Source organism: Variovorax sp. 01T432 (assembly GCF_056398605.1).
Window position 1 is genome coordinate 23,553 of sequence record NZ_JBFTPS010000035.1, and the last position, 23,835, is coordinate 47,387.

Annotated in this window: 21 protein-coding genes; 7 read left to right on the forward strand and 14 right to left on the reverse strand. The window is 69.7% G+C overall.

Annotation, left to right across the window (positions count from 1 at the left end; translation table 11 throughout):
- Positions 1-68 precede the first annotated feature (68 nt).
- The 4 genes from AC1DNF_RS23530 to AC1DNF_RS23545 are packed head-to-tail and all read right to left on the reverse strand — an operon-like array spanning position 69 to position 5,677.
- Positions 69-1,676, reverse strand: a complete 1,608-nt coding sequence (locus tag AC1DNF_RS23530; protein ID WP_478151055.1) for an indolepyruvate oxidoreductase subunit beta family protein — start codon at positions 1,674-1,676, stop codon at positions 69-71.
- Positions 1,677-1,678: 2 nt separating this feature from the next.
- Positions 1,679-3,832, reverse strand: coding sequence for a thiamine pyrophosphate-dependent enzyme (locus AC1DNF_RS23535; protein WP_478151056.1), 2,154 nt, complete (start codon positions 3,830-3,832; stop codon positions 1,679-1,681).
- Between the two features lie 19 nt (positions 3,833-3,851).
- Positions 3,852-4,484, reverse strand: a complete 633-nt coding sequence (locus AC1DNF_RS23540) for a c-type cytochrome (protein ID WP_478151057.1) — start codon at positions 4,482-4,484, stop codon at positions 3,852-3,854.
- Positions 4,481-5,677, reverse strand: a complete 1,197-nt coding sequence (locus AC1DNF_RS23545) for a PQQ-dependent sugar dehydrogenase (RefSeq protein WP_478151058.1) — start codon at positions 5,675-5,677, stop codon at positions 4,481-4,483. The genes AC1DNF_RS23540 and AC1DNF_RS23545 overlap by 4 nt, the downstream gene beginning before the upstream one ends.
- A 105-nt stretch (positions 5,678-5,782) precedes the next feature.
- Here AC1DNF_RS23545 and AC1DNF_RS23550 point away from each other — a divergent pair, with 105 nt between their 5' ends.
- The gene (locus AC1DNF_RS23550; protein WP_478151059.1) at positions 5,783-6,691 is read left to right on the forward strand and encodes a LysR family transcriptional regulator; all 909 of its coding nucleotides are present in this window, start codon (positions 5,783-5,785) and stop codon (positions 6,689-6,691) included.
- Positions 6,692-6,709: 18 nt separating this feature from the next.
- On the opposite strand, the gene AC1DNF_RS23555 is transcribed toward AC1DNF_RS23550, so the two are convergent.
- From AC1DNF_RS23555 to AC1DNF_RS23600, 10 genes are all read right to left on the reverse strand, one after another.
- Positions 6,710-7,555, reverse strand: a complete 846-nt coding sequence (locus AC1DNF_RS23555; protein ID WP_478151060.1) for an undecaprenyl-diphosphate phosphatase — start codon at positions 7,553-7,555, stop codon at positions 6,710-6,712.
- 79 nt (positions 7,556-7,634) lie between these two features.
- Positions 7,635-7,760, reverse strand: a complete 126-nt coding sequence (locus AC1DNF_RS23560; RefSeq protein WP_478151061.1) for a hypothetical protein — start codon at positions 7,758-7,760, stop codon at positions 7,635-7,637.
- Between the two features lie 118 nt (positions 7,761-7,878).
- Entirely contained in the window at positions 7,879-9,141 is a 1,263-nt protein-coding gene (locus tag AC1DNF_RS23565) for a YjbE family putative metal transport protein (RefSeq protein WP_478151062.1), read from the reverse strand.
- A gap of 63 nt (positions 9,142-9,204) precedes the next feature.
- Complete coding sequence (hflC, locus tag AC1DNF_RS23570; protein WP_478151063.1) at positions 9,205-10,086, reverse strand: protease modulator HflC; 882 nt, start codon at positions 10,084-10,086, stop codon at positions 9,205-9,207.
- A complete protein-coding gene (gene hflK / locus AC1DNF_RS23575; RefSeq protein WP_478151064.1) occupies positions 10,083-11,141 on the reverse strand; it encodes an FtsH protease activity modulator HflK in 1,059 nt (352 codons plus the stop codon). The genes hflC and hflK overlap by 4 nt, the downstream gene beginning before the upstream one ends.
- A complete protein-coding gene (locus tag AC1DNF_RS23580; protein WP_478151065.1) occupies positions 11,131-11,907 on the reverse strand; it encodes a metal ABC transporter permease in 777 nt (258 codons plus the stop codon). The genes hflK and AC1DNF_RS23580 overlap by 11 nt, the downstream gene beginning before the upstream one ends.
- Positions 11,904-12,821, reverse strand: coding sequence for a metal ABC transporter substrate-binding protein (locus AC1DNF_RS23585; protein WP_478151066.1), 918 nt, complete (start codon positions 12,819-12,821; stop codon positions 11,904-11,906). The genes AC1DNF_RS23580 and AC1DNF_RS23585 overlap by 4 nt, the downstream gene beginning before the upstream one ends.
- A gap of 29 nt (positions 12,822-12,850) precedes the next feature.
- Entirely contained in the window at positions 12,851-14,236 is a 1,386-nt protein-coding gene (locus AC1DNF_RS23590) for a hypothetical protein (RefSeq protein WP_478151067.1), read from the reverse strand.
- Positions 14,237-14,309: 73 nt separating this feature from the next.
- Positions 14,310-14,663 (reverse strand): hypothetical protein, encoded by a 354-nt coding sequence (locus AC1DNF_RS23595; protein WP_478151069.1) that lies wholly within the window; start codon positions 14,661-14,663, stop codon positions 14,310-14,312.
- Between the two features lie 57 nt (positions 14,664-14,720).
- Positions 14,721-15,770: a LacI family DNA-binding transcriptional regulator gene (locus tag AC1DNF_RS23600; protein ID WP_478151102.1), complete on the reverse strand. Its 1,050-nt coding sequence runs from the start codon at positions 15,768-15,770 to the stop codon at positions 14,721-14,723.
- A 143-nt stretch (positions 15,771-15,913) separates the two neighbouring features.
- Here AC1DNF_RS23600 and AC1DNF_RS23605 point away from each other — a divergent pair, with 143 nt between their 5' ends.
- From AC1DNF_RS23605 to xdhA, 6 genes are all read left to right on the forward strand, one after another.
- Complete coding sequence (locus AC1DNF_RS23605; protein WP_478151070.1) at positions 15,914-16,933, forward strand: TRAP transporter substrate-binding protein; 1,020 nt, start codon at positions 15,914-15,916, stop codon at positions 16,931-16,933.
- A 5-nt stretch (positions 16,934-16,938) separates the two neighbouring features.
- Positions 16,939-18,822 (forward strand): TRAP transporter large permease, encoded by a 1,884-nt coding sequence (locus AC1DNF_RS23610; protein ID WP_478151071.1) that lies wholly within the window; start codon positions 16,939-16,941, stop codon positions 18,820-18,822.
- A gap of 100 nt (positions 18,823-18,922) precedes the next feature.
- Positions 18,923-19,462, forward strand: coding sequence for a VOC family protein (locus AC1DNF_RS23615; RefSeq protein WP_478151072.1), 540 nt, complete (start codon positions 18,923-18,925; stop codon positions 19,460-19,462).
- Positions 19,459-20,733, forward strand: coding sequence for a ribulose-bisphosphate carboxylase large subunit family protein (locus AC1DNF_RS23620; protein WP_478151073.1), 1,275 nt, complete (start codon positions 19,459-19,461; stop codon positions 20,731-20,733). The genes AC1DNF_RS23615 and AC1DNF_RS23620 overlap by 4 nt, the downstream gene beginning before the upstream one ends.
- A complete protein-coding gene (locus AC1DNF_RS23625; protein ID WP_478151074.1) occupies positions 20,730-22,037 on the forward strand; it encodes a four-carbon acid sugar kinase family protein in 1,308 nt (435 codons plus the stop codon). The genes AC1DNF_RS23620 and AC1DNF_RS23625 overlap by 4 nt, the downstream gene beginning before the upstream one ends.
- Before the next feature lie 192 nt (positions 22,038-22,229).
- Entirely contained in the window at positions 22,230-23,834 is a 1,605-nt protein-coding gene (xdhA, locus tag AC1DNF_RS23630; RefSeq protein WP_478151075.1) for a xanthine dehydrogenase small subunit, read from the forward strand.
- Position 23,835: the final 1 nt, after the last annotated feature.

Sequence of the window (23,835 nt, forward strand, 5' to 3'; positions counted from 1 at the left end):
GCGCGGCGCGCGATTCCGTTCTTTTTTATAAGAATCGACACGCACGCGAAATCGGCACTTACCTTGAGTCAGCGTGCCTGTGGTGTGCGTTTCATCCAGCGGATGGGTTGTGCCTTCACCGGCCGTGGCGGCGCGCCATGGCGCACCAGCGCGGCGTCGAGCGCGGTGCCGGCCTCGTCGGCGAGCGCCGCATCGCGCGCGGCGGCAATCGCGGTGGCGCGCCCGGACGGGGAGCCGTCGGGCAGCGGCGCGCTCGCCAGATGGTCGATCACATGCAGCAGGTTCTGCTTGCCGCGTTCGTTGGTGCTGCCGTAGCCCTTGATGAGCCGGCCGCACAGCGCGATCTCGCGGCCCAGGCGCCAGTCGGCGCGGGTGCCTTTCACCACCGCGTCGAGCCAGCGGCCGATCAGCGCCTGCTCCTCGGCGAAGCGGCTGCCGCGCCGGCGCAGCCAGCGCAGCGAGGCCAGCAGGCGCAGCGACAGCATGCCGAACACCGAGTGGCTGCCGACCTTGAGCGGCAGCGCCCACGGCGTCTTGCGGCGCCGGTCCCAGGCGGTGACGCGGTGCGCGAGCGAGGCCGGCAGCAGGGCCGCGAACTCGGGCGCGCCCGGCTTGAAGTGGTCGTAGACCTTGACGATGTCCTCCTCGCCGGCCTTGACCTCGTCGCGCACGCGGCGCGCGCGGCTGGCGCGGCTCTTGAGTTCGGCCACGCGCACGATGTCGTCGAAGGCCATCCACAGTGCGAGCCAGCGCGCCATCTCGCGCGTGATCTCGTAGCCGTTGGCACCCGCCGGGTCGGATGCGCGTTCGGCGTCGAGCACCTGCCGCAGGCGCTTCACGTAGAGCGCGGCATAGTCCGCGTCCTGGTAGTCGAGCACGCGCGCGTGGCCCAGCGCGAGCATGTCGTGCACCGCAAGCGGAAAGGCGCTGGCGATGCCGCCTGGCAGCGGGGCTTGCGCCGCCGGCGCCTCATGGCCCTGGCTCGCGAGCAGGCGCGTGACCAGCGCGGCCTGCGCGCGCGGCGCGCTGACGGCATCGAAGGCCTTCGCGAAGCCGCGCAGGCTCGCCGCGGCCATCTTGCCGAGCTTCTCCGGCGCGCTGGTGTCGCCCCCGCGCACCACGCGCTCGTAGGCTTCGCGCGGGAACGGGTAGAGCCCGCTGCCGGCGATCGCGCCGAGCATCACCGCGCTGACCACCGTGCCGGCCTCGCGCGCGGCCGCCGCCATGTCGAACACATGGTGCTCGCGGCTGAAGGCCTTGACGACGTCCAGCAGCTGTTGCGCATCCGCGCGTCCGTCGCCCGGCTGCATGCGCTCGGCCGTGGTCAGCGTGCGGCTCGACGAGCTGATGACCAGCGTGCGCTGCGGCGCGCTCATGCCGTTGCCGATCTGGCGCGTGGTTTCGAGCAGCTCGGAGGAGACGATGGCGTCCAGCGCACCCGGCACCGGGCTCAGGCTGAACACCGGCCGGCGGCCCGCGAGCTCGGCCAGCGGCACCGGGAAGACTTCGATGTAGTAGGTGGTGGCGCCGGTGCGTTGCGCGACGCCGGGGATGGACGTGCTCTGCGCGGCGTAGCCGGCGTGCCGCGCGGTGTCGACCAGCCATTCGGTCAGGACGCCGCCGCCCTCGCCGCCGAGGGCGCAGACGAGCAGGGTGATGGGTTGGGTGCGGTTCATGTTCATGCGGGTTGCAGTGCGCGAACGACGGCGCCGCGCAGACTGTGCATCAGGCGTTCGTGCCATCTGGGGTTCTGCACCACCTCGGCGCGATAGAAGCTCGGGCACAGCGTGGCGGCGTGCGCGTTCTCGCCGCACAGGCCGCAGCCCACGCAGCCGTCGATCACCACCGCCACCGGGTCCACCTTGAGCGGATCGGGGTTGTCCTTGAGCGTGAGCGTCGGGCAGCCCGACAGGCGGATGCAGGCGTGGTCGCCGTTGCACACGTCCTCGTCGACGCCGTACTTCACGCGCACCACGCGCCGGCCCTTCTTCAGCAGGCTGGCGATCCACGGCTTGATGCGGCGCTGGCGCTCGAGCTGGCACTCGCCTTCGGCGATGATGACCTTCAGCCCGTTGAAGTCGCTCGTGAAGGCATCGTTGAGCGTCGCGCGCATCTTGTCGACGTGGTAGGTGTGCACCGTGCGCATCCACTGCACGCCCAGGCCCTTGAGGGTTGCCTCGATGGTCTGGTTCTTGTCGACCAGGCTCTGCTGCTTGTCGACCGCGTGTTCCTTCATCTCCTCGTCGGGCGTGGAGATGATGTCCTGCGTGCCGGTGGCCGAGGTGTAGCCGTTCTTGAAGATCAGCAGCACCGCGTCGTCGCCGTTGAAGAGCGCGCTCTGCACGCCGGTGAGCAGGCCGTTGTGCCAGAAGCCGCCGTCGCCCATGATCGACAGCGCCCGGCGCTGCATCATCGGCGAGACGCCCGCGCGGCTCGCCAGGCTCATGCCGTAGCCGAGGATCGAATGGCCCATCGAGAAGGGCTCGAAGGTGCCGAAGGCGTGGCAGCCGATGTCGGCCGCGATGTGGACCGGGCCGCTGTCCTGCTGCGCGAGCTTGAGCGCCGAGAACACGGGGCGCTCGGGGCAGCCGATGCAGAAGCTCGGCGGCCGGTTGGGCAGGGGCGCTTCGAGCCGGGTCGCGACCGCGGCGCGCCGCTCGCGATTGCCCGTGAGCCAGCTCCTGGCCGAATCCTGCGCGTGCGCGGGCAGGTAGCGCTGCGCGAACTGGCTCAGGCCCGTGGCGAGCACCTCGACGCCGATCTCGCCGGCCGCCGGCAGCATGTCGCAGCCATGCAGCGGCGTCTGGATGTCGCGGCGGCGCAGCAGCGTGGCGATCTCCTGCTCGATGTATTCGGGCTGGCCTTCCTCCACCACCAGCACGCCCCGCTTGCCCACGCAGAAGTCGGCGACTTCCTCGGGCACCAGCGGGTAGGCGACGTTGAGCACCAGCAGCGGGATGTCCGTCGCGCCGAAGGCATCGGCCAGGCCGAGTTGCTGCAGGCTGCGGATGAGCGCGTTGTAGAGCCCGCCCTGCACGATGATGCCGAGGTCGGCGTGCGTGCCGGGGATCAGCTCGTTGAGCTTGTGCTGCGCGATGTAGCGGCGGGCGGCGGGCAGGCGCTCCTCGCCCTTGAGCTTCTCGTGGCGGAAGGTGACGGGCGGGTGCGCGAGCCGCATGTAGTCGAAGCCGGCCGGCTCCCGCATCAGCGCGCGCGTGGAGATCAAAGGCGGGACGTTGTCCTTGCACTCGAAGCTCCCGCGCACGTGGCAGGTGCGGATGCGCAGCTCCATCATGCAGGGCATGTTGGAGTATTCGGAGAGCCGGAATCCATGCTCGACCATGCCGACCATCACGCCCAGGTCGGGCCGCGGGTCGAGCAGGCACATGCTGGACTTGAGCGCGTAGGCATGCGTGCGCTCCTGGATCACGCTGGCGCCCTCGCCGTAGTCCTCGCCCACCACGATCAGCACCCCGCCCTTGACACCCGGCGACGAGAGGTTGGACAGCGCATCGGCCGCCACGTTGGTGCCGACGATCGACTTCCATGTCACGGCGCCGCGCAGCGGGTAGTGAATGGAGGCGCCGAGCATCGCCGCCGCCGAGGCCTCGTTGGAGCAGGCCTCCACGTGCACGCCGAGCTCGTCCATGTAGGGCTTGGCCTGCACCATCACGTCGAGCAGGTGCGACACCGGCGCGCCCTGGTAGCCGCCGACGTAGGCCACGCCGGACTGCAGCAGTCCCTTGGTGATCGCGAGGATGCCCTCGCCGTGAAAGGTATCCCCGGCACCGAGGCGCAGGGCCTCGATTTCCTTGCTGAATGAAACTTCCAAAAGTCTTGACTCCGTTTGTCTATCTGGCCGGGTTCGGCCCGGGAAAGCGGGCGACGTAGTAGGCGAGGGTGTCGAGGTCCTCGGGCGTGATGCGGCTCACCGCCTCGCCCATGACCTGCGAGTAGCCGACGCGCTTGCCGGACTTGAACTCCCGCAGGCTCAGCTGCAGGTAGTCCTCGCGCTGCTGGGCGATGCGCGGCACCTGCTGGCCGCCGCCGAGGTCGGCGCCGTGGCAGATCACGCACCGGTTCTCCTGCGCCAGCGCCTGCCCCTTGGCCATGCGTGCCGCGTCGGGCGGCGTGGCCGCGGCCGGCGCGGGCACCGGCGGCAGCGTCCCGATGAAATCGGAGAAGCCGCGCAGGTCGTCGTCCTTCATGGTCTTGGCCACGGCGGTCATGGCCTCGTTCGGTCGCCGGCCTTCGCGAAACAGGAAGAGCTGCGTGATCGCATAGAAGGAGTGCTGCCCGGCCAGCACGGGCGTGCCGGGCATGGTGTCGTTGCGTCCGTTGGCGCCGTGGCAGGCCGCGCATAGCGCGGCGAAGCGCTGGGCGTAGGCGCCGGCGCCCGGGGTGCCCTGGGCACCGGCCGGCGCCGCGAGCCAGAACAGGGCTGCCGCCGCGACCGTGAACGCGCGTGGTCGAGGCGTCCTCATTTACCGCCGTAGCTGATGCGGTAGATGGCGCCCGCGTGGTCGTCGCTTACCAGCATGGAGCCGTCCTTCAGCACCAGGAAGTCGACCGGGCGGCCCAGGTAGTTGTTGTCCTGCACGAAGCCGGTCATGAAGGGCTCGACCTTGGCGCCGCCCTTGCCGTCGGGCCAGGCGACCGCGATGTCGGCGTACTTGAGCGTGCGGTTCCACGGGCCGTGCCGGGCGATGAACATCGCGCCCTTGTACCTGGCGGGGAACATCCTGCCGTGATAGAAGGTCAGGCCGAGCGCCGCCGCATGCGGCCCCAGCAGCGCGGCGGGCTTCACGTAGTCGTCGCAGCTCTTGCCCCAGCCGAATTCGGCGTCGAGGATGTTGCCCTGGTGGCAGTACGGATAGCCGAAATGCTGGTTCGGCGCCGTGACGTGGTTGAGTTCGTCGTTCGGCAGGTCCTCGCTGAACCAGTCGCGCCCGTTGTCGGTGAACCAGAGGTCGCCGGTCTTGGGGTCGAAGTCGAAGCCCACCGTGTTGCGCACGCCGCGCGCGACGGTCTCGACACCGCTGCCGTCGAGATTCATGCGGAAGATCCGGCCGTGCGCGTCGTCGGGTTCGCACAGGTTGCAGGGCGCGCCCACCGCGTAGTAGAGCTTGTCGTTGCGGATGCGCAGGTAGCGCCAGCTGTGGTCCTGGCCGCCGGGCAGCTTGTCGTTGAGCACCACCGGCGTGCCGGGGTTGTCGAGCTTGTCCTCGATGCCGTCGTAGCGAAGGATCTTCGTGTTGGTGGCCAGGTAGAGCGCGCCCTTGTAGAACTCGATGCCGGTGGCGAATTCCGTCTTGTCGATGATGGTCTTGGGTTCGTGCGGGCCCTGCTCGGGGATCGCATAGACCTTGTTGCCCACGAACAGTGTGCTCACGAAGATGTTGCCCTTGGCGCCCTGGCGCAGCTCGCGCGCGTCGAGCACGCCCGAGGCCCAGGTCTCGACCTTGAAGCCCGGCGGCAGCTTGAACCTGGCGGTCGGCAGCTTGTCGGCGGCGGTCGGGATCGGGAAGGCCGGCACCGGCGCCAGCCGGTTGGCCGCGTCGGTCTTCGGGCGGCCCTTGGCCCAGCCCGGCTCATCGGCCGGCGGCGTCTGGGCGATGGCGGATATGGCGACGCAAAGCAATGCGGCGAGCGTCGCGAGCGAACGGATCTTCGGCATGGTTTGTCTCCTTCTTTGTGAGGTCGGCTGTGGTCGCCGGTGTGGAGTGTGCGTTCGCCGCGCCCGCGCTTCAATAAGATAATCCGGCTAAGTAACATGCATGCCATGCATATCGAAACCATCGACCTGAACCTGCTGCGTCTCTTCGACGCGGTCTACCGCGAGCGCAGCGTGAGCCGCGCGGCGGAATCGCTCGGGCTCACGCAGCCCGCGGCCAGCCACGGGCTGGGGCGCCTGCGGCTGCTGCTGAAGGACGCGCTCTTCACGCGCGCGCCGGGCGGCGTCGCGCCAACGCCGCGCGCCGAGCGGCTGGCGGTGGCGGTGCAGTCGGCGCTGGGCACGCTGGAGGACGCGCTCAACGAGTCGGACCGCTTCGATCCGCTGTCATCGCGCAAGACCTTTCGCATCCACATGAGCGACATCGGCGAGGGCCGCTTCCTGCCGGCGCTGATGGCGCGCCTGGGCGAACTGGCGCCCGGCGTGCGGCTGGAGACGCTGCCGCTGCTGCCGACCGAGATCGCGCCGGCGCTCGACAGCGGCCGCGTCGACTTCGCCTTCGGCTTCCTGGCCAGCGTGAGCGACACCCAGCGCGCGCACCTGCTCAAGGACCGCTACATCGTGCTGCTGCGCGAAGGCCATCCCTTCGCGCGCGGGCGGCGCAATGCGAAGACGGTGATGGACGCGCTGCGCAAGCTCGAGTACGTGGCGGTGCGCACCCACACCGAGACGCTGCGCATCCTGCAACTGCTCAACCTCGAGGACCGGGTGCGGCTCACGACCGAGCATTTCATGGTGCTGCCGGCCATCGTGCGCGCCACCGACCTGGCGGTCGTGATGCCGCGCAACATCGCGCGCGGCTTTGCCGAGGAGGGCGGCTACGCGATCGTCGAGCCGGCGTTCCCGCTGCGCGACTTCGCTGTCTCGCTGCACTGGAGCAAGCGCTTCGAGGCCGATCCGGCCAACCGCTGGCTGCGCGAGGTGATCATGGCGCTCTTTGCCACGGATCGGGCCTGAGGGCCCGCCAGGCGGCGCTCAGCGGCCCAGGGCGAGCACGCCCGCCGCGGCGACGAGGCAGTAGAAGCCGAAGAAGTGCCAACGCCCGGCTTCCAGCCATTGCGACAGCCAGCGCAGCGCCAGCCAGCCCGCGACGAAGCTGCAGACCATGCCGCCGAGGCTCGGGCCCAGGGCCGCGAGCAGGCCGTGCGTGGCGCCCAGCGGAGCGTCGCCCTGGCTCTTGAGCAGCCGATAGCCTTCCTTCAGGATCACCGGCGGCGTCAGCACGACCGCGAGGGCGAAGCTGAATTCCTCGGCGCGCATTCTGTCGACGCCGAGGAAGAGCCCGGTCGAGATCGTGGCGCCCGAGCGCGAGAATCCGCGGAAGGGCAGGCACAGCCCCTGGACGGCGCCGATCCAGGCCGACTGCCAGCCTCCGAGCTTCAGGGCCTGCGGCTTCCGCAGGCCCGACAGGATGATCATCACGCCGACCGTGGCGAGCCCCGCGGCCATCACATAGGGGTTGCCGAACAGTTGCTCGATCTCGGCATGCGGCGAACCACGCAGGATGATCTTCTCGATGAAGGTCATCAGGGCGAGTCCGATGATCCCCGTCATCACGGTGGCGAGCACGATCAGCCTGGCGGTGCTCCAGAACGCCGCGCCCGAGGCGAAATAGCGCGTTCGCCAGGACTTCCAGAAATAGCCGATCACCGCGAACATCGTCCCGGTGTGCAGCATGACGAGAAGAAAGGTCATCTCCGGCGCGGCCGGGTCCAGGCCCATCAGCTTCTCTGCCGCGATGACGTGCGCGGAGCTGGAGACGGGGAGCAATTCGGCGACGCCTTGCACCAAGGCGAGCACGAGGATGTTGAGGAACGTCATTTCAGGTTCGAGGCAGGGGAGGGGGAACGAGGCATCGCCCGAGGCTCGCGGCGCCGCGGTGGGATGGGATGCGGGGAAATCAGTGGACCAGCACCGAGCCGATGCCGGACATGAGCATGCTGACCCCGGCGACGATCAGCGTGACCGCGAGGACACGTCTCACGATCGCGCGATGGATGGCGTGTTTGCCTTTGGGATTCTTCAAGAGCTTGACCTTCTGGAGCAGCGCCGCGTGCCGAGGCCTTCGATGCGAAGCGGTGGCTGCCGCGACAGTGTGCCCGCGCCATGCTGAACTGCCACTGACGGCGCCCCGGATCGTCGTCTCAGCGAACATGGCAGGTCACGTCGTCGAACATGTCGCCCTCGACGCGCAGCGATTCCGAATTGCTCGACAGCACCTTGGTCGGTGGGAAGAAGCCCAGGCGCGTGCTCGCCGCCTGGTAGTCGCCCCAGTCGATCTGGTTGTCCGGCTTGACCACGCCTTGGACCTCGGCGACGCCACTGGTGAGCCGGATTCTCTGGCCCCCTGCCTTGTAGTAGAGGCTGATGTCCTTGGCCGGGCAATCGAAACGCGCCAGCTGATCGGGCACGGGCATGCGTGCATTCATCACGCCATACACGACGCCGAGGCACACCACGCCCCCGATGCCCACCGCCAGCCATCGAATGGCGCGGGGACTCGACTCCGTCAGGGCGCGAGGCGAAAGCCCGCCGGTCGGGCGTGTGGCAACGGGCTCATCCGCCACCTCGATGCCGCGCGGCGCGACCTCGGGCCGCGCGTCGATCGCCGGCGCGGAGAGGGCTTCGAGCGCGCGGGCTTGCGTTGCTTCTTCGAGCGCTTCCTCGGCCACCCGCGGCCGCGGCGGGGGCAAGGGCTTCATCGGCAGGGCTGTCGGCCGCGCACCTTCGATGATGCGGCTCTGCACCACGACGTACACGGCGACCGCGATGGGAACGACGAAGCGCAGTGCCGGAGATTGGGTGTCCACCCAGCCGACGTACCAGGGGTCCGACACCGCGATGTCCCCCGCGAACCATCCGAGCAGCGCGCCCGCGAAGCGCGTCAGGACGGGGTGGCGCTCCAGCAGCGACTTGATGTACCAGCTGCCGAACAGCAGCAGCGGCACGCTCAGCAGCAGGCCCAGCGCAAGCACCCACCAGCTGCCGTTCGCCACCACGGCCAGCGACAGCACGTTGTCGACGCTCATGACCAGGTCGGCAACGACGATCGTCCAGATCGCCGACAGGAGGCTCGATCGGCGGCCATCGCCACGCGGCACGAAGGCGTGCGCCGGTCCGTCGTCGGTGCCCTCGATTGTGAGCTGGATGGCGATCACCATCAACGCCACGCCACCCAGCAGCTTCAGCGCCGGAATCTGGAGAATGGCGCCGGCAAGCAGCGTCAGGACGACGCGAAGCGCAATGGCAACGCCCGTGCCCAGCATCATGGCCTGCCTCGTCTGTCGAGGGGGCAGCGAGCGACAGGCGAGCGCGATCATGACCGCGTTGTCGCCGCTCAGCAGGAGGTCCAGGAAAGAGACCTCCAGCACCAGGTTCAGGTCATGGATGAGACTGTCAATGCCCATGTGCCCCCTCCAGCACAAGCGATCCGCGATTGGCCGCGCGGGGATAGTCTCGTCGTGCGGGCGTCACCGCTTCGACGCGGCATCGGGGCCAGCCTTGAAGGAATGAAGAAAGGACGAATCCGGCGACAGGACGAGCGTCGCTCCCGTGCCCGCCAGCGACTGGCGATAGGTCTGCAAGGAGCGGTACAGGCGGTAGAAGTCGGGGTCTTCCCCGAACGCCTTCGTCACGATGCTGTTGGCCGCGGCGTCGGCTTCACCGCGCGTGATCCTCGACTGCCGCTGGGCTTCGGACAGCGTCACCGTCCGCTCCCGCTCGGCCTTGGCCTGGATCTGCTGGGCCCATTCGAAGCCCTGCGCGCGCAGTTCCTTCGCTTCGCGCTGTCGTTCGGACTTCATGCGGTCGTAGATGGCCTGGCTGGTCTCGAGCGGGAGGTCGGCCCGGTGCAGCCGCACTTCGGCCACCTCGATGCCCATGGCCCTGGCCTTCTCCGTCACTTCGTCCTGGATGTCCTCGACGATCCTGGCGCGCTGCGCCGAAAGCAGCGATGGCAACACCACCTGCCCGAGCACGCGGCGCAGCGACGAGCTGACGATCTGGCCGAGCTGGGGCGCGGCCAGCGCCAGCGTCCGCACCGACTGGTTGAAGCGCAGCGGGTTCGAGATGCGGTAGCGCGCGTAGGCCTGGACGACGATGCGCTTCTGGTCGCCGAGGATCACCTGTTCCGGTGGCGGCTCCAGGGTCAGCAGCCTCGCTTCGTAGTAGATGGCCGAATCGATCAGCGGCACCTTGAACTTCAATCCCGGTTCCGTCACGACCTTGATGGGCGCGCCTTGCCTCACCACCAGTGCCTGCTCGCCTTCCTTCACCGTGTAGAGCGTGTTGGACAGGAGCCATGCCGTGACGATCGCGGCGGCGATCAGCCCGACTCGCAGGGGAGTCTTCATTTTTCGCCTTCCTTGGGTGCGGCCGCCTTCTCGTTCCCGGCAAGGGGAAGGTAGGGAACCACGCTGGAGACTCCCTTTCCGGAGGTGTCGATGATCACCTTGCCCGCCTTCTTCAGCACTTCGTCCACGCTCTCCATGTAGAGCCTCCATGCGGTGACGTCCTTGGCCTTCGCGTAGCTGGAATAGACGGCAAGGAAGCTCTTCGCGTCGCCCTCGGCGAGGTTGACGGCCTGCGACTTGTAGGCTTCCGCCTCCTGGACGATGTGCGAGGCTTCGCCGCGCGCGCGCGGCAGGATGTCGTTCGCATACGCCTCCGCCTCGTTGCGCGCGCGTTCCTGGTCGGCGCGGGCGCGTTGCACGTCGTTGAACGCATCGATGACAGCCGCGGGTGGATCGACTCGCTGCAGCTGGACCTGCGTGACCAGGATCCCCGAGTTCTGCTTGTCGAGCAGCGATTGCAGCAGCTCGCGGGTCTGGTCGGCGATCTGCTGCCGCTTGTCGGACATCGCGGCCTGGATCGGCGTGCGCCCGATGACTTCCCGAAGGGCGCTTTCCGCGCTCACCTTGAGCGCGGCCTCGGCGTTCTCGATCTTGAACAGGTACTGGCCCGCATCCTTGATGCGCCAGAGCACGGCGCATCCGGCTTCGACGATGTTCTCATCGCCCGTCAGCATCTGGCGCTCGCGCGATTCCTCCTGGCCATTGGAGATGGCGGAGACGCCGCTGCCGAGCTGGAGTTGGTTGACCTGCGTGACCTTGGGAAACAGCACGGCTTCGAAGGGGTAGGGCAGGTGGTAATGAAGCCCCGGCTGCGTGGTGTCGACCCACCGGCCGAATCGCAGGACGACGCCCTGTTCGTCGGGCTGGACCATGTAGATGCCCGAGTTGATCCACGCGACGACCGCGAGCGCGGCCACGAGGACCAGGCCCTTGCCGCGCAGGCCGAGCAGCTGCACGTAGTACCGCAGCCACTGGAGGAGTCTGCCGGGCGGGAAGCCCCGGGCTTCCGGGGGTCGCGTGCCGGCGCCGCGATCGCCGCTCAAGTCATTGGACATCGATGGGTCTCTTTTCTGGATGGCTCATCGCGCCGACCAGCGCGCAGGCGGCGAGCGCCCACACGATCACGGCACCCGATGGAAGGTCGAACAGGGCCGACAGCGCCAGCCCGAGCACATAGCCCGCCGCGCCGATCCCGTAGGCCAGGCCCAGGCGCCGCCCGCCGCCGTGCGCGCGCGTGCCGAGGGCGGGGATGATGAGGCTGGAGAAGACGAGATAGACGCCCACGAGCTGCACCGAGGCCGTCACGGCGATCGCGAAGACCGCGTAGAAGCCGAAGCGGCCGAGCCGCCTCACCCAGCCGCGCCACAGCGCCAGGATCAGCACGGCCGAGATGCCGCCCAGCCACAGGAGCTGCGTCGTATTGACCCACAGGATCTGCCCCACGAGCAGGTCCTTCAGGTGCTCGCCGCCGTGCGGATTGCCGGCCAGCATCAGGATGCCCGCGCAGGCCGCGAGGATGAACATCACGCCGATCAACGCCTCCTGCTGCTGCGGCGCGCGCCGCTCGGTCCAGGTCAGCAGCCAGGCGCCGAGCAATGCCGCCGACACCGCCGCGATCTGCACCGCGATGCCGCCCTCGGGCATGCCGAGCGCGTCGGCGGCGATCACGCCGAGTCCCGCGATCTGCGCGATGGCGAGGTCGATGAAGACGATGCCGCGATCCAGCACCTGCATGCCGAGCGGCACATGCGTGGCGAGCACCAGCAGCCCGGCGACCAGCGCCGGGCCGAGGATGCTCCAGTCGAGCGCGCTCCAGTTCACGGCCTGGTCCCGGCAGCAGCAAGCCGCGACACCGTGTCGTCGAAGAGTCCGAACAGGTCCTTCGCGCCGTCCGTGCCGCCGACGGTGAAGGGGACCTTCACCGCGGGGATGCCGGCGTTCTTGCTGAGCCAGTCCGAAGGGCGCGAGTCCTGGTAGGCGGCGTAGATCACCATGCGCGCGGGCTTGCCCTTGAGCGTGGACAGCACTTCCTGCAGGTGCGACGCCGTGGGTTCGACGCCGGGTTTCGGTTCGAGAACCGCGACTTCCTTCAGGCCGAGCCAGTCATAGAGGTACGCGAAGGCGTTGTGCTGCGAGACCACCGCGGCCCCCTTGAGCGGCGCGGCCTGCGCGGACCAGCGCCCGACCGCCTGCTGCCAGCGCTGCGTGAAGTCGGCCTGGCGCCGGGCGTAGTCGGCGGCGTGCGAAGGGTCGACCTGCTGCAGGCGCTGGCCGAGCGCGACAGCCACCAGGGCGATGTTGCGGGGGTCGGTCTGGATGTGCGGATTGCCCGCCGCGTGCACGTCGCCCTGCGAGCGATCGACCTGGGTCGGTACTTCGAGCTTGCGCACGAAATCCGCGGCCGCGAAATTGCCGGGCTGGCCCGACTGGATCTTCGCGTTGCCCGACTGCTGCAGCAGCACCGGCAGCCATCCGATCTCCAGCTCCGCGCCCGTGCACACGACGATGTCGGCGCCGCGCGCGCGCGAGATCAGGCTCGGCTTGGCCTGGATCTGGTGCGGGTCCTGCAGGGCGTTGGTGGCAACCGAAACCTCGACCAGGTCGCCGCCGAGTTCCTGCGCGAGCGCGCCCCACTCGGGCTCGCAGGCGAAGACATGGAGCGCCGCCTGGGCGGGCAGGGTCAGCAGCAGAAGTGGCGCGGCGAGCAGGCCGGCAAGGGCGTGGCGTTTCGTCATGGTGGTCCTTTGCGATGCGGTCATGGCTGTCAGTAGCTGTGGGCGCCATGCGCGCCCAGGCTCATCTGGTATTGCAGGGTGATCTGGTTGTCGACGTGGCCGATGCGCGCGCGGTCCTGCGCGAACTGCAGCCGGATGCGCGAGAACTCGCTCGGGTTGAAATCGACCATGAGGGAGTTCTTGCGCGGCCGGTAGCCCGTGAAGAGCGCCGCGGAGGCGAGCCCGAAATCCGGCGTGCCCGGGTCGAGCTGCTCGGTGCGAAGGCCGACGCGCCAGTTCGGCATGAACTGGTAGACCCCCTGCACGTACCAGCCCGATTGCGCGACGCTGAAGGCGCCGGGCATGCCGGCGTCGGTCGACAGATCGCTGCTGCGCGTGCTGCGCAGGTACTCGCCTTGCAGCTTGAAATTGGTGCGCGTCGCGTTGCCGTTCGGCGCCCATTTCCACACCCCGTCGAGGATCCACACGCGCGTGCTGCCGCTGAAGGCACTGCCGAAGGACGTGTCATCCGCGTTCGTCGCGACCAGGCTCTGGTCCGTGGCCTTCGTGTTCAGCATGGAAACGCCCGCGCGCCAGTTGTTGCTGTCGCCGATGTCGCCGCCGGTGTGCAGCGTCAGCGCGGACATGCCGGCACCGTTGCGGTTGTTGTTCCCGCCGGGGAAGCTGCGTCCTCGCCCCAGCTCGGCCCCGAATTCGATGTACTGGTCGATGGGCGCGATCCAGGTCAACTGCAGGCCGTCGTCGCCGTACTGCGTGCCGAGCATGGCCTGGTAGGCCAGGGGGTTGTCGACGAAGTCCCAGGTGTGCGAGTGCTGCGAGTTGAGATAGCCGATGCCCGAGAAGAAGCGGCCGGCCTTGACGGAAAGGCCGTTGCCCAGCGACGTGGTCTGCACGAAGGCCTCTTCGACCGAGACCGAGTTGTCGGGCTCGAGCGCGATGTTGGCCGCGCCGCGCAGCCACGGGTCGATGCTGGCGGCAAAGCCGAGCTCGGTCTCCGACAGGCTGAAGCCGCGCGTGCCGGGGCCGATCTCGGCATCCGGCGGCAGCGGGAATCCGGTGATCGCGTAGCGCGCCGGGTCCTGCGTGGTGCGGGTGTAGCCGCCCGAAAGAATCAGCGACAGGGACGGATTGAAGGCATTGGCGCCACCGCCTCCGCCGCTGGAGGAGGCCACCGCCTGGGCAGGCGGCGCGCTCGCAGCCGGGGGCGCGCTTGCGGGCGCGGCGGCGGCCGCGGATGCGCTCGCCTCCGCCGCCTTGACGCGTTGTTCGAGCGCCTGCAGGCGCGTCTCGTAATCGGCGCGCATGGCGTTGATTTCCTGCCGAAGCGCATCGACTTCGGACGAGGGGGGCGCCGCCATGGCGCCCCATGGCGTGGTCAGGGCCAGCGCAAGGCAGGTCCGGGAAAGGGTGTGCATGAGGTCGACATTCCAGGCAAGGACGATGAACGCGTCCACCCCGCTTGCGGCGGGGCGGACACACGGTCAAGGATCAGAGCGAGGAGGCGGGGGGCGCGCGGCTTTCGTAGGCGCGCGCGAGCCGTTCCTGCCATGTGCCGACAAAGGCGGCGAGCGGCGCTTCGTGCCGCATCGACAGGCGTGGAACGACGGGCAGGGCGCTCGGGAGCGCTCCGCCGTGAAGGCCGGCCGCCGTCAGGCACAGGTCGCAGCGCTCCGGCTGCGGCGCCTGCTTGTCATGGGCGTCGGCGCTGTGGCTGATTTCCTGCGCCGTGTGCGACTGCGCATGCCAGGCCGCGGCGGCCTGCGCGATCGGCAGCAGCAAGGCGATCCACAGCAGCCACACGAGGTGGCGCGGCGGACGGGCGCGTGGACGAGGAGCAGCCATGGGAGTGGCGCATCTTAGCGGAGGCCGCGCGAAGCCAGAAGGCTCCGGGCGGCGCGCTCAGGGCAGGTTCTCGCGAAAGATCACCTGGCTGCGCGTGCTCTCCACGCCGCTCTGGATCTCGCGCCGGTCGCGCAGGTTGGTGAAGATGCGCACGCAGTTCATGAGCGTGCTGTGCGGGCTCTGGGTGATCACCGCGTCCATGCTGCCGTCGATCAGCAGCGCGCGCGTGTCGGGCGTGAGGCCGTGGCCGATGAAGACCACCTTGTGCTCCCGGCCCGCCTGCTTGAGGGCGCGCGCCACGCCGTCGGAGGCGCCGCCGATGTTGTAGATGCCCGCCAGCTCCGGATGCTGGTCGAGCAGCGAGAGGGTCTGGCGGTAGTTCTTCTCGGCGTCGTCCTGGCCTTCGCGCAGGCCGACCACCTGCAGGCGCTCGAACATCTCCTCGATCACGTGCAGGAAGCCGGCCTCGCGCTCCTCGTGCGCGCTGTAGCTCAGGCTGCCGGCGATGAGCGCGACCTTCGCCGCGCGCGCGCCGATGAAGCGGCCGATCAGGTAGCCCGCGGTGCGGCCCGCCGCGCGGTTGTCCAGGCCGATGTAGGCGGCGCGCTGCGAGTTCGAGAGGTCGGAGATCAGCGTCACCACCGGAACGCCGCGCGCCGCCAGCGTGGCGACGGCCTCGCGCACCGCCGGATGCTCCAGCGCCATCATCGCGATGCCGTCCGAGCGCTGGCCGTGGCGCAGCAGCGCGGCGGCCAGCTCCTGCGGGTTGAAGCTCTCGATGAACTCGGCGCGGCACTTCACGTTGAAGGGCGCCCAGTGCTCCTGCGAATAGCCGACCATGTCGCCGAGCATGCGGATGAAGCGGTTGGTGCCCGCCGGCAGCAGGAAGCTCAGGCGCAGCGGCGGCGGCGCGAGCGCGGCGTAGAGATCGGTCTCGGGCAGGTAGGCCAGCTCGGCCGCGGCCTTGAGCACGCGGTGCACGGTCGCATCCCGCACGCCGGGGCGCCGGTTGAGCACGCGGTCGACGGTGGCGGTCGACACCCGGGCCGAGCGCGCGATGTCGACGACGCGCGCGCGCCGGGCATCGGTCGCGGGAGGAGGCGACAGTGGGGATGAAGGCAAAGGGTTAACCCGTGTACATCAAAAACCATCAAAAGCCGATTTGACGATGGGAGACGCTGAACCTATCGTCAGCTTGGAATTCGACCAATGATGCATCAAATCGCATCATCAACACAACGGAGACAGAGATGCAGACGATGACCCGCCGCAGCGCCCTGCGCACGCTTTCAGCCCTTCCCGCCGCGAGCCTCGTGACGGCCTTGCCGAGCATCGCGCGCGCCGCGGAGTTCTCGTACAAGTACGGCAACAATCTGCCCCTGAGCCATCCGCTGAACATCCGCGCGCAGGAGGCGGCCGATCGCATCCTCAAGGAGAGCAAGGGCCGCGTCGAGATCAAGATCTTTCCGAACAACCAGCTCGGCGGCGACACCGACATGCTGGCGCAGGTGCGCTCGGGCGGCATCGACTTCTTCACGCCCTCGGCCCTCGTCATTGCCACGCTGGTGCCGGTGGCGGCCATCAATGCCGTGGGCTTCGCCTTCTCCGACTACGGCCAGGTGTGGAGCGCGATGGACGGCAAGCTGGGCGCGCACGTACGCGGCGCCATCGCCAAGTCGCGGCTCTACGCCTTCGAGAAGATGTGGGACAACGGCTTTCGCCAGACCACCAGCAGCAAGGCGCCGGTGGGCGACGCGAAGGACATGGACGGCCTGAAGATCCGCGTGCCGGTGAGTCCGCTGTCGATCTCGATGTTCAAGGGCCTGGGCGCCTCGCCCGCGAGCCTGCAGTTCAGCGAGGTGTACTCGGCCCTGCAGACGAAGATCGTCGACGCGCAGGAGAACCCGCTGCCCATCATCCAGGTGGCCAAGCTCTACGAGGTGCAGAAGTTCTGCTCGCTCACCAACCACATCTGGGACGGCTACTGGTTCGTCGCCAACGGCCGCGCCTGGGAGGCGCTGCCGGACGACCTGAAGACCATCGTCGCGCGCGCCATCAACGAGGCCGGCCTGCAGCAGCGCGACGACATCCGCAAGCTCAACGACTCGGTGGTCGGCGACCTGCAGGCCAAGGGACTCAGCATCAACCGGCCGAGTTCGGATACCTTCCGCGCCAAGCTGCGCGAATCCGGCTTCTACGGCGAGTGGAAGGGGCGCTTCGGCGACGAGGCCTGGGCCCTGGTCGAAGGCGCGGTCGGCAAGCTCGCCTGATCCGGATGGCCCACGGTTCCACCCTGGAGGCCGCGTCCTTCGGCCTGCCTTCCAATGCACTGAGCGACCTGGCCCGCCGCGCCGACGGCTGGCTGGGCGCGACGGTCGAGGCGGTGGCGGCGCTGCTGGTGCTGGCCGAGATCGGCGTGCTGTTCGCGGGCGTCACCGCGCGCTACGTCTTCCACTCGCCGCTGGTGTGGTCGGACGAACTGGCGTCCATCCTCTTTCTCTGGCTGTCGATGCTGGGCGCGGCGGTGGCGCTGCGGCGCGGCGAGCACATGCGCATGACGGCGCTGGTCGACCGCGTGCGGCCCGCGACGCGCGCGATGATCGACGCGCTGGCGCTCGCCGCCTCGCTGGCCTTCCTGGTGCTGGTCGCCTGGCCCGCGATCGACTACGCGCATGAGGAATCCTTCATCGTCACGCCGGCGCTGGAGATCAGCAACGTCTGGCGCGCGGCCGCGATCCCGGTCGGTGTCGGCCTGATGATCGCGATGGCGCTGCTGCGCCTGCTGCGCACCTGCGGCTGGCGCCAGATCGCGTGCTCGGTGCTGGGCATCGCCGCGCTGGTGGGCGCGTTCTGGCTGGCGGGCCCCTTGCTCGCGCCGCTCGGCAAGCTGAACCTGGTCATCTTCTTCGTCGTGGTGGTCGCCGCCACGGTGTTCTCCGGCGTGCCGATCGCCTTCTCCTTCGCGCTCGCGACCTTCGGCTACCTGGCGCTCACCACGCGCACGCCGATGCTGGTGATGGTGGGGCGCCTGGACGAGGGCATGTCGCACCTGATCCTGCTGGCGGTGCCGCTCTTCATCTTCCTTGGCGCGCTGATCGAGATGACGGGCATGGCGCGCGCCATGATCCAGTTCCTGGCGAGCCTGCTGGGCCATGTGCGGGGCGGGCTCTCGTATGTGCTGATCGGCGCGATGTACCTGGTGTCGGGCATCTCGGGCTCGAAGGTGGCCGACATGGCGGCCATCGCGCCGGTGCTGTTTCCGGAGATGAAGAAGCGCGGCGCCAAGCCGGGCGACCTGGTCGCGCTGCTGTCGGCCACCGGGGCGCAGACGGAGACGATCCCGCCTTCGATCGTGCTGATCACGATCGGCTCGGTCACCGGCATCTCGATCGCGGCGCTGTTCACCGGCGGCCTGCTGCCGGCGGTGGTGCTGGGCATCGCGCTGTGCCTGGTGGTGCGCTGGCGCTATCGTGGCGAGGACCTGAGCGGTGTGGAGGTGCACACCCGGCGCCAGGTGGGCCGCCTGCTGCTGGTCGCGCTGCCGGCCGTGCTGCTGCCCTTCGTGATCCGCGCCGCGGTGGTCGAAGGCGTCGCGACCGCCACCGAGGTCTCGACCATCGGCATCGTCTACTCGACGCTGATCGGGCTGCTGGTGTACCGCAAGTTCGACTGGCGGCGGCTCAAGCCGATGCTGGTGGAGACGGCCTCGCTCTCGGGCGCGATCATCCTGATCGTCGGCTGCGCGACGGCCATGGCCTGGGGCCTCACGCAATCGGGCTTCTCGCAGGATCTCGCGCGCCTGATGGGCGCCATCCCCGGCGGGTCCTACGGCTTTCTCGCGGTGTCGATCGTCGCCTTCGTCGTGCTGGGCAGCGTGCTCGAAGGCATCCCGGCGATCGTGCTCTTCGGGCCGCTGCTGTTCCCGATCGCCAAGGCCGCCGGCGTGCACGAGGTGCACTACGCCATGGTGGTGATCTTCGCGATGGGCATCGGCCTGTTCGCGCCGCCCTTCGGCGTGGGCTACTACGGCGCCTGCGCGGTCAGCAAGGTCGATCCGGCCGAGGGCATCAAGCACATCGGCGGCTACATGCTGGCGCTGCTGGTGGGGCTGGTCCTGGTCGCGGCGATCCCCTGGCTCTCCATCGGATTCCTGAAATGAAACACCCCCGAAGCGCCTCCTGCGGACCGGCGGAGCCGGGCCGCGGCGTTCCCGGCTTTGCCCGCTCGACGCGCGGCGTCACTTTTCCTTGGAGCTATTCATGAGTCGATTCCTCGGCGAGATTCGCCAACTGGGCTACGTCGTGCACGACATCGAAGCCGCCATGAACCACTGGAGCCAGACGCTCGGCGTCGGCCCGTGGTTCTACAACCCCAAGGTGCCGATCGAGAACTATCGCTACCGGGGCGAGTCGCATGCGCCGCACAACTCGGTGGCGCTCGCCAACTCGGGCTTCGTGCAGGTCGAGCTGATCCAGACGCGCAACGACGTGCCTTCGATGTACCGCGATTTCCTGCAAGCCGGCCGCACGGGCCTGCAGCACGTCGCCTACTGGACCGCCGACTACGACGCCGACCTGGAACGCCTGCAGCGCCAGGGCTTCAAGCCGGTGATGAGCGGCGAGGTGGGCGAGCGCGGGCGCTTCATCTACTTCGACACGGAATACCACCCGGGCACCGTGATCGAGCTGTCGGAAGTGGCGGGGCCCAAGGGCCGGATGTTCGACCTCATCCGCGCGTCGTCCCAGGGCTGGGACGGCCTCGACCCGGTGCGGCCCTTTCCGGACCTGGGCCTGCTGTGACGCCCCGACCCGATCACCTGCTGGCGCACTACCTGATCGAGACGCCGCTCGATCCGGCCGAGGTCGCGCAGGTCATGGCCGGCGAGCAGTCGAGCGGCACCTTCGTGCGGGTCGAGGGCGAGACCGACGAGCTGCGCGGGCGCTCGCGCGCCACGGTCGAATCGGTGCTGGAGCTGGCGCCGGCCGAGACGCCCTCGCTGCCCAACGCCCTCCTCGACCGCGGGAAGACGGGCGGGCCGTGGCGGCGCGCGCGCATCGGCATCTCCTTTCCGCTCGCGAACATCGGCGCCAACCTGCCGACGCTGGCCGCGACAGTGGCGGGCAACCTCTACGACCTCGGCGAGGTCACGGGCATGCGCCTCGAATCGATGCGGCTGCCGGCCGCCTACCGCGCGCGCTTCGAGCTGCCTCGCGTCGGCATGGCGGGCACACGGCGCGCCGTCGGCGTGGCGCGGGGCGCGCTGGTCGGCACCATCATCAAGCCCAATGTCGGCTTGTCGGCGGCGCAGACGGCGGCGCTGGTCGGCCGCCTGTGCGCCGCCGGTGTCGACTTCATCAAGGACGACGAGGTGTCGGCCGACCCGGCGCACGCGCCGCTGGCCGAACGCGTGCCGGCCGTGATGGCGGTGGTGCGCGCGCACGAGCAGCGCACCGGCCGGCGCGTGATGGTCGCCTTCAACATCACCGACGAGACCGATGCCATGCGCCGCCATGCCGACCTGGTCGAGCGCGAGGGCGGAAGCTGCGTGATGGCGAGCCTGAACTGGTGCGGCTTCTCCGCCGTGCAGACGCTGCGCCGCCATACGCCGCTCGCCCTGCACGGCCACCGCAACGGCTACGGCGCGCTGTCGCGCCACCCGCTGCTGGGCATCTCCTTCCAGGCCTACCAGACCCTCTGGCGGCTGGCCGGCGTGGACCACATGCACGTGCATGGGCTGCAAGGCAAGTTCGCCCAGGCCGACAGCGAGGTCGTCGAGTCGGCCAGGGACTGCCTCACGCCGCTGGCCGGGGAGATCGACGATCGGGTGATGCCGGCGTTCTCCTCGGGGCAGTGGGCCGGCACGGTGCCGGCGACCTGGTCGGCCGTCGGCACCGATGACCTGCTCTTCATGTCGGGCGGCGGCATCCTCGCGCACCCGGATGGCGCGGCCGCCGGCGTGGCGAGCATCCGCCAGGCCTGGGCCGCGGCGCGCGAGGGCGTCGCGCTCGCCGAGCGGGCGCGCGAGGCGCCGGAACTGGCGCGCGCGCTGGAATTCTTCGGCCGCGCATGAGCCCGGCGCCGGCGATCCTCTTCTACGGCGACGATTTCACCGGCGCCACCGACACGCTCGGCACCGCCGCGCGGGCCGGGCTGCGCGCGCTGCTGTTCCTCGAGCCGCCCGATGCCGCGCGGCTCGCGCGCGCGGGCCCGCTCGACTGCATCGGCATCGCCGGCGCCGCGCGCGCCATGAAGCCGCAGGAGATGCGCGAGGAACTGGCGCCGGTGGGCCGGCTGTTCACGGCGCTCGGCGCGCGCGTGCTGCACTACAAGACCTGCTCCACCTTCGACAGCGCGCCCGGCATCGGCAGCATCGGCGTGGCGGTCGGCGCGCTGCGCGCGTCGGTCGCGCAACCATGGTCGGCCATCGTCGGCGGGCAGCCGAAGCTCGGGCGCTACTGCCTGTTCGGCAACCTGTTCGCGGCGGCGGGCGCGGGCGCGCAGGTCTACCGCATCGACCGCCACCCGACCATGAGCCGCCATCCGGTCACGCCCATGCACGAGGCCGACCTGCGACGGCATCTGGCGCCGCAGGGCTTGGCGGACATCCGCTCGCTGCCCTACACCGCCTACGGCCAGGGCCTCGCGGCGCTGCAACTGGAAATCGAGGCGCTGCTGCAGGACGAGCCCGAGGCGCTTCTCTTCGACGTGGCCGAGGATGCGCAGCTCGCCGAGATCGGCGCGGCGCTGTGGTCGCGCGCTCGCGCGGCGCCCTTGCTCGCCGTCGGGCCCAGCAGCGTCGTGCAGGCGATCGCCACCCAGCTCGCCGCCCGCCCGCCCGCGCCCGCGGCGGTCGCGCCGGCCCGTGGCCCGGTGCTGGTGCTGGCCGGCAGTCTCTCGCCCGTGACCGAACGCCAGGTCGCCGCCGCGCGCTCATTCGAGAAAGTGTGGCTCGACGCGGGCTCGCTCGCGGGGCCGGATCCCCTCGTGCGCGCGACCGCGGCGCGGCAGATCGCGGCGCGCCTGGCCAGCGGCAGGAACGTGCTGGCCTGCACGCATCGGCCCGGCCAGGCGCCGGCGGACGGCGGCGGCGCCGATGCGCGCGAGCTCGCGCGGGCCTGCGCCGACCTGCTGGCCCGCGTGCTGGCCGATACGCCCTTGCGCCGGGTCGGCATCGCGGGCGGCGACACGTCGAGCCATGCCGTGCAGGCGCTCGACGCCTGGGGCCTGTCCTACCTGGCGGCGCTCGGCCCCGGAACCGCCCTGTGCCGCCTGCACAGCGATGCGCGTTCGCTCGACGGCGTCGAGATCATGCTCAAGGGCGGGCAGATGGGCTCCGAGGACGTGTTCGAGCGGCTGGTGCACGGGACGGCCTGAGTCGCGCCTCGGCAGCGCCGGTCCGCGCGCCACCATGGCGCGACAATTGCTCTGAGTTCCAAGGGTTTCCCCGTACCTCGCATACCGGCGCCCACATACGGAATATGGGCACGATGGTATGCGTGGAGTGCGGCAACGCACTACCTTCAGGCCCTGGTCCATTTCCGCGCAACAACGAGTCGCCCCACGAGCATGAGCATGACCCCGAGCACCCAACCCATCCGCTTCTTCCACGGCGGCCGGATCGTCGACGTCGATGGCGTCCATCCGACCCGTTCGGTCCTCGACTGGCTGCGCGAGGACGCGCGTTGCACCGGCACCAAGGAAGGCTGCAACGAGGGCGATTGCGGTGCATGCACGGTGGTGATCGGCGAGTTGGCCGAGCCCGGCGAGGCCCATGCGGTCGGGGGGCTGCGGCTGTCGACGGTCAATGCCTGCATCCAGTTCCTGCCCACGCTGCACGGCAAGGCGCTCTTCACGGTCGAAGACCTCAAGGCCCAGTGCGGGCTGGGCCAGGTCACGCAGCCGCATGACAAGCATCCGGTGCAGCGCCTGCACCCGGTCCAGCAGGCGATGGTCGACTGCCACGGGTCCCAATGCGGCTTCTGCACGCCCGGCTTCGTGATGTCGCTGTGGTCCGCGTACGAACACCACCAGACCGAGGGCACGCGGCCGACGCGCCAGGCACTGGCCGACGAGCTGTCGGGCAACCTGTGCCGCTGCACCGGCTACCGGCCGATCCTCGACGCGGGCCAGCGCATGTTCGACCTGCCCGCCGTGCGGCTGGCGACGAAGCCCGTGGTCGAGGCCCTGGAGAGCCTGCGGCGCGACGGCACCTTCAGCTACGCCGCGCCGCTGGGCCAGCGCATGGACCATTTCCACGCGCCGTCCACGCTGGCCGAACTGGCCGCGCTGCGCGAAGCCAAGCCCGCCGCGCAACTGCTGGCCGGCTCGACCGACGTCGGCCTGTGGGTCAACAAGCAGTTCCGCGACCTGGGCAACATCATCTTCGTCGGCGACGTGGCTGAGATGAAGACGGTCGAGGAGCGCGCCGGCGGGGCCTCGGGCCCGCAGCTCTACATCGGCGCCGGCGCCTCGCTCGAAGCCGCCTTCGGCGCGCTCGCGCGGCGCGTGCCGGCCCTGGGCGAGGTCTGGCTGCGCTTTGCCTCGCCGCCGATCCGCAACGCCGGCACCATGGGCGGCAACGTCGCCAACGGCTCGCCGATCGGCGATTCGCCGCCGGTGCTGATGGCGCTCGATGCCGAGATCGAACTGCGCCGCGGCGAACGCGTGCGCCGCATGCCGCTGCCCGATTTCTACCTCGACTACATGAAGAACCGGCTCGAGCCCGGCGAGTTCGTGCAGGGCATCGCCGTGCCGCTCGCGGCGATGAAGCGCCAGGTGCGGGCCTACAAGATCAGCAAGCGCTTCGACTGCGACATCTCGGCCCTGTGCGGCGGCTTTGCCATCGCGCTCGACGGCGAGGTGGTCAAGGAGGTGCGCCTCGCCTTCGGCGGCATGGCCGCGATCGTCAAGCGCGGCGCGCAGGCCGAGGCCGCGCTGCTGGGCAAGCCCTGGACGCAGGCCAGCGTCAACGCCGCCAAGCTTGCGCTGGCGCAGGACTTCAAGCCGCTGACCGACATGCGCGCGAGCGCCGACTACCGCCTGCAGGTGGCGCAGAACCTGCTGCAGCGCCTGTGGCTGGAGACGCGCACGCAAGACCCGCTGCCGATCGAGGCGACCAGCGTCTGGAGCGTGATGCCGCACGCCGCCATCGCCGCCGTGGAAGGAGCCTGAC

What these genes read in the sequence shown, in the direction of transcription:
- AC1DNF_RS23540 (WP_478151057.1), bottom strand. Translation starts at nt 4,484, where the DNA reads ATGAGGACGCCTCGACCACGCGCGTTCACGGTCGCGGCGGCAGCCCTG.
- AC1DNF_RS23585 (WP_478151066.1), bottom strand. Translation starts at nt 12,821, where the DNA reads ATGACGAAACGCCACGCCCTTGCCGGCCTGCTCGCCGCGCCACTTCTG.
- AC1DNF_RS23595 (WP_478151069.1), bottom strand. Translation starts at nt 14,663, where the DNA reads ATGGCTGCTCCTCGTCCACGCGCCCGTCCGCCGCGCCACCTCGTGTGG.
- AC1DNF_RS23550 (WP_478151059.1), top strand. Translation starts at nt 5,783, where the DNA reads ATGCATATCGAAACCATCGACCTGAACCTGCTGCGTCTCTTCGACGCG.
- AC1DNF_RS23605 (WP_478151070.1), top strand. Translation starts at nt 15,914, where the DNA reads ATGCAGACGATGACCCGCCGCAGCGCCCTGCGCACGCTTTCAGCCCTT.
- AC1DNF_RS23555 (WP_478151060.1), bottom strand. Translation starts at nt 7,555, where the DNA reads ATGACGTTCCTCAACATCCTCGTGCTCGCCTTGGTGCAAGGCGTCGCC.
- AC1DNF_RS23565 (WP_478151062.1), bottom strand. Translation starts at nt 9,141, where the DNA reads ATGGGCATTGACAGTCTCATCCATGACCTGAACCTGGTGCTGGAGGTC.
- AC1DNF_RS23615 (WP_478151072.1), top strand. Translation starts at nt 18,923, where the DNA reads ATGAGTCGATTCCTCGGCGAGATTCGCCAACTGGGCTACGTCGTGCAC.
- AC1DNF_RS23590 (WP_478151067.1), bottom strand. Translation starts at nt 14,236, where the DNA reads ATGCACACCCTTTCCCGGACCTGCCTTGCGCTGGCCCTGACCACGCCA.
- hflK (WP_478151064.1), bottom strand. Translation starts at nt 11,141, where the DNA reads ATGTCCAATGACTTGAGCGGCGATCGCGGCGCCGGCACGCGACCCCCG.
- hflC (WP_478151063.1), bottom strand. Translation starts at nt 10,086, where the DNA reads ATGAAGACTCCCCTGCGAGTCGGGCTGATCGCCGCCGCGATCGTCACG.
- AC1DNF_RS23610 (WP_478151071.1), top strand. Translation starts at nt 16,939, where the DNA reads ATGGCCCACGGTTCCACCCTGGAGGCCGCGTCCTTCGGCCTGCCTTCC.
- xdhA (WP_478151075.1), top strand. Translation starts at nt 22,230, where the DNA reads ATGAGCATGACCCCGAGCACCCAACCCATCCGCTTCTTCCACGGCGGC.
- AC1DNF_RS23545 (WP_478151058.1), bottom strand. Translation starts at nt 5,677, where the DNA reads ATGCCGAAGATCCGTTCGCTCGCGACGCTCGCCGCATTGCTTTGCGTC.
- AC1DNF_RS23625 (WP_478151074.1), top strand. Translation starts at nt 20,730, where the DNA reads ATGAGCCCGGCGCCGGCGATCCTCTTCTACGGCGACGATTTCACCGGC.
- AC1DNF_RS23530 (WP_478151055.1), bottom strand. Translation starts at nt 1,676, where the DNA reads ATGAACCGCACCCAACCCATCACCCTGCTCGTCTGCGCCCTCGGCGGC.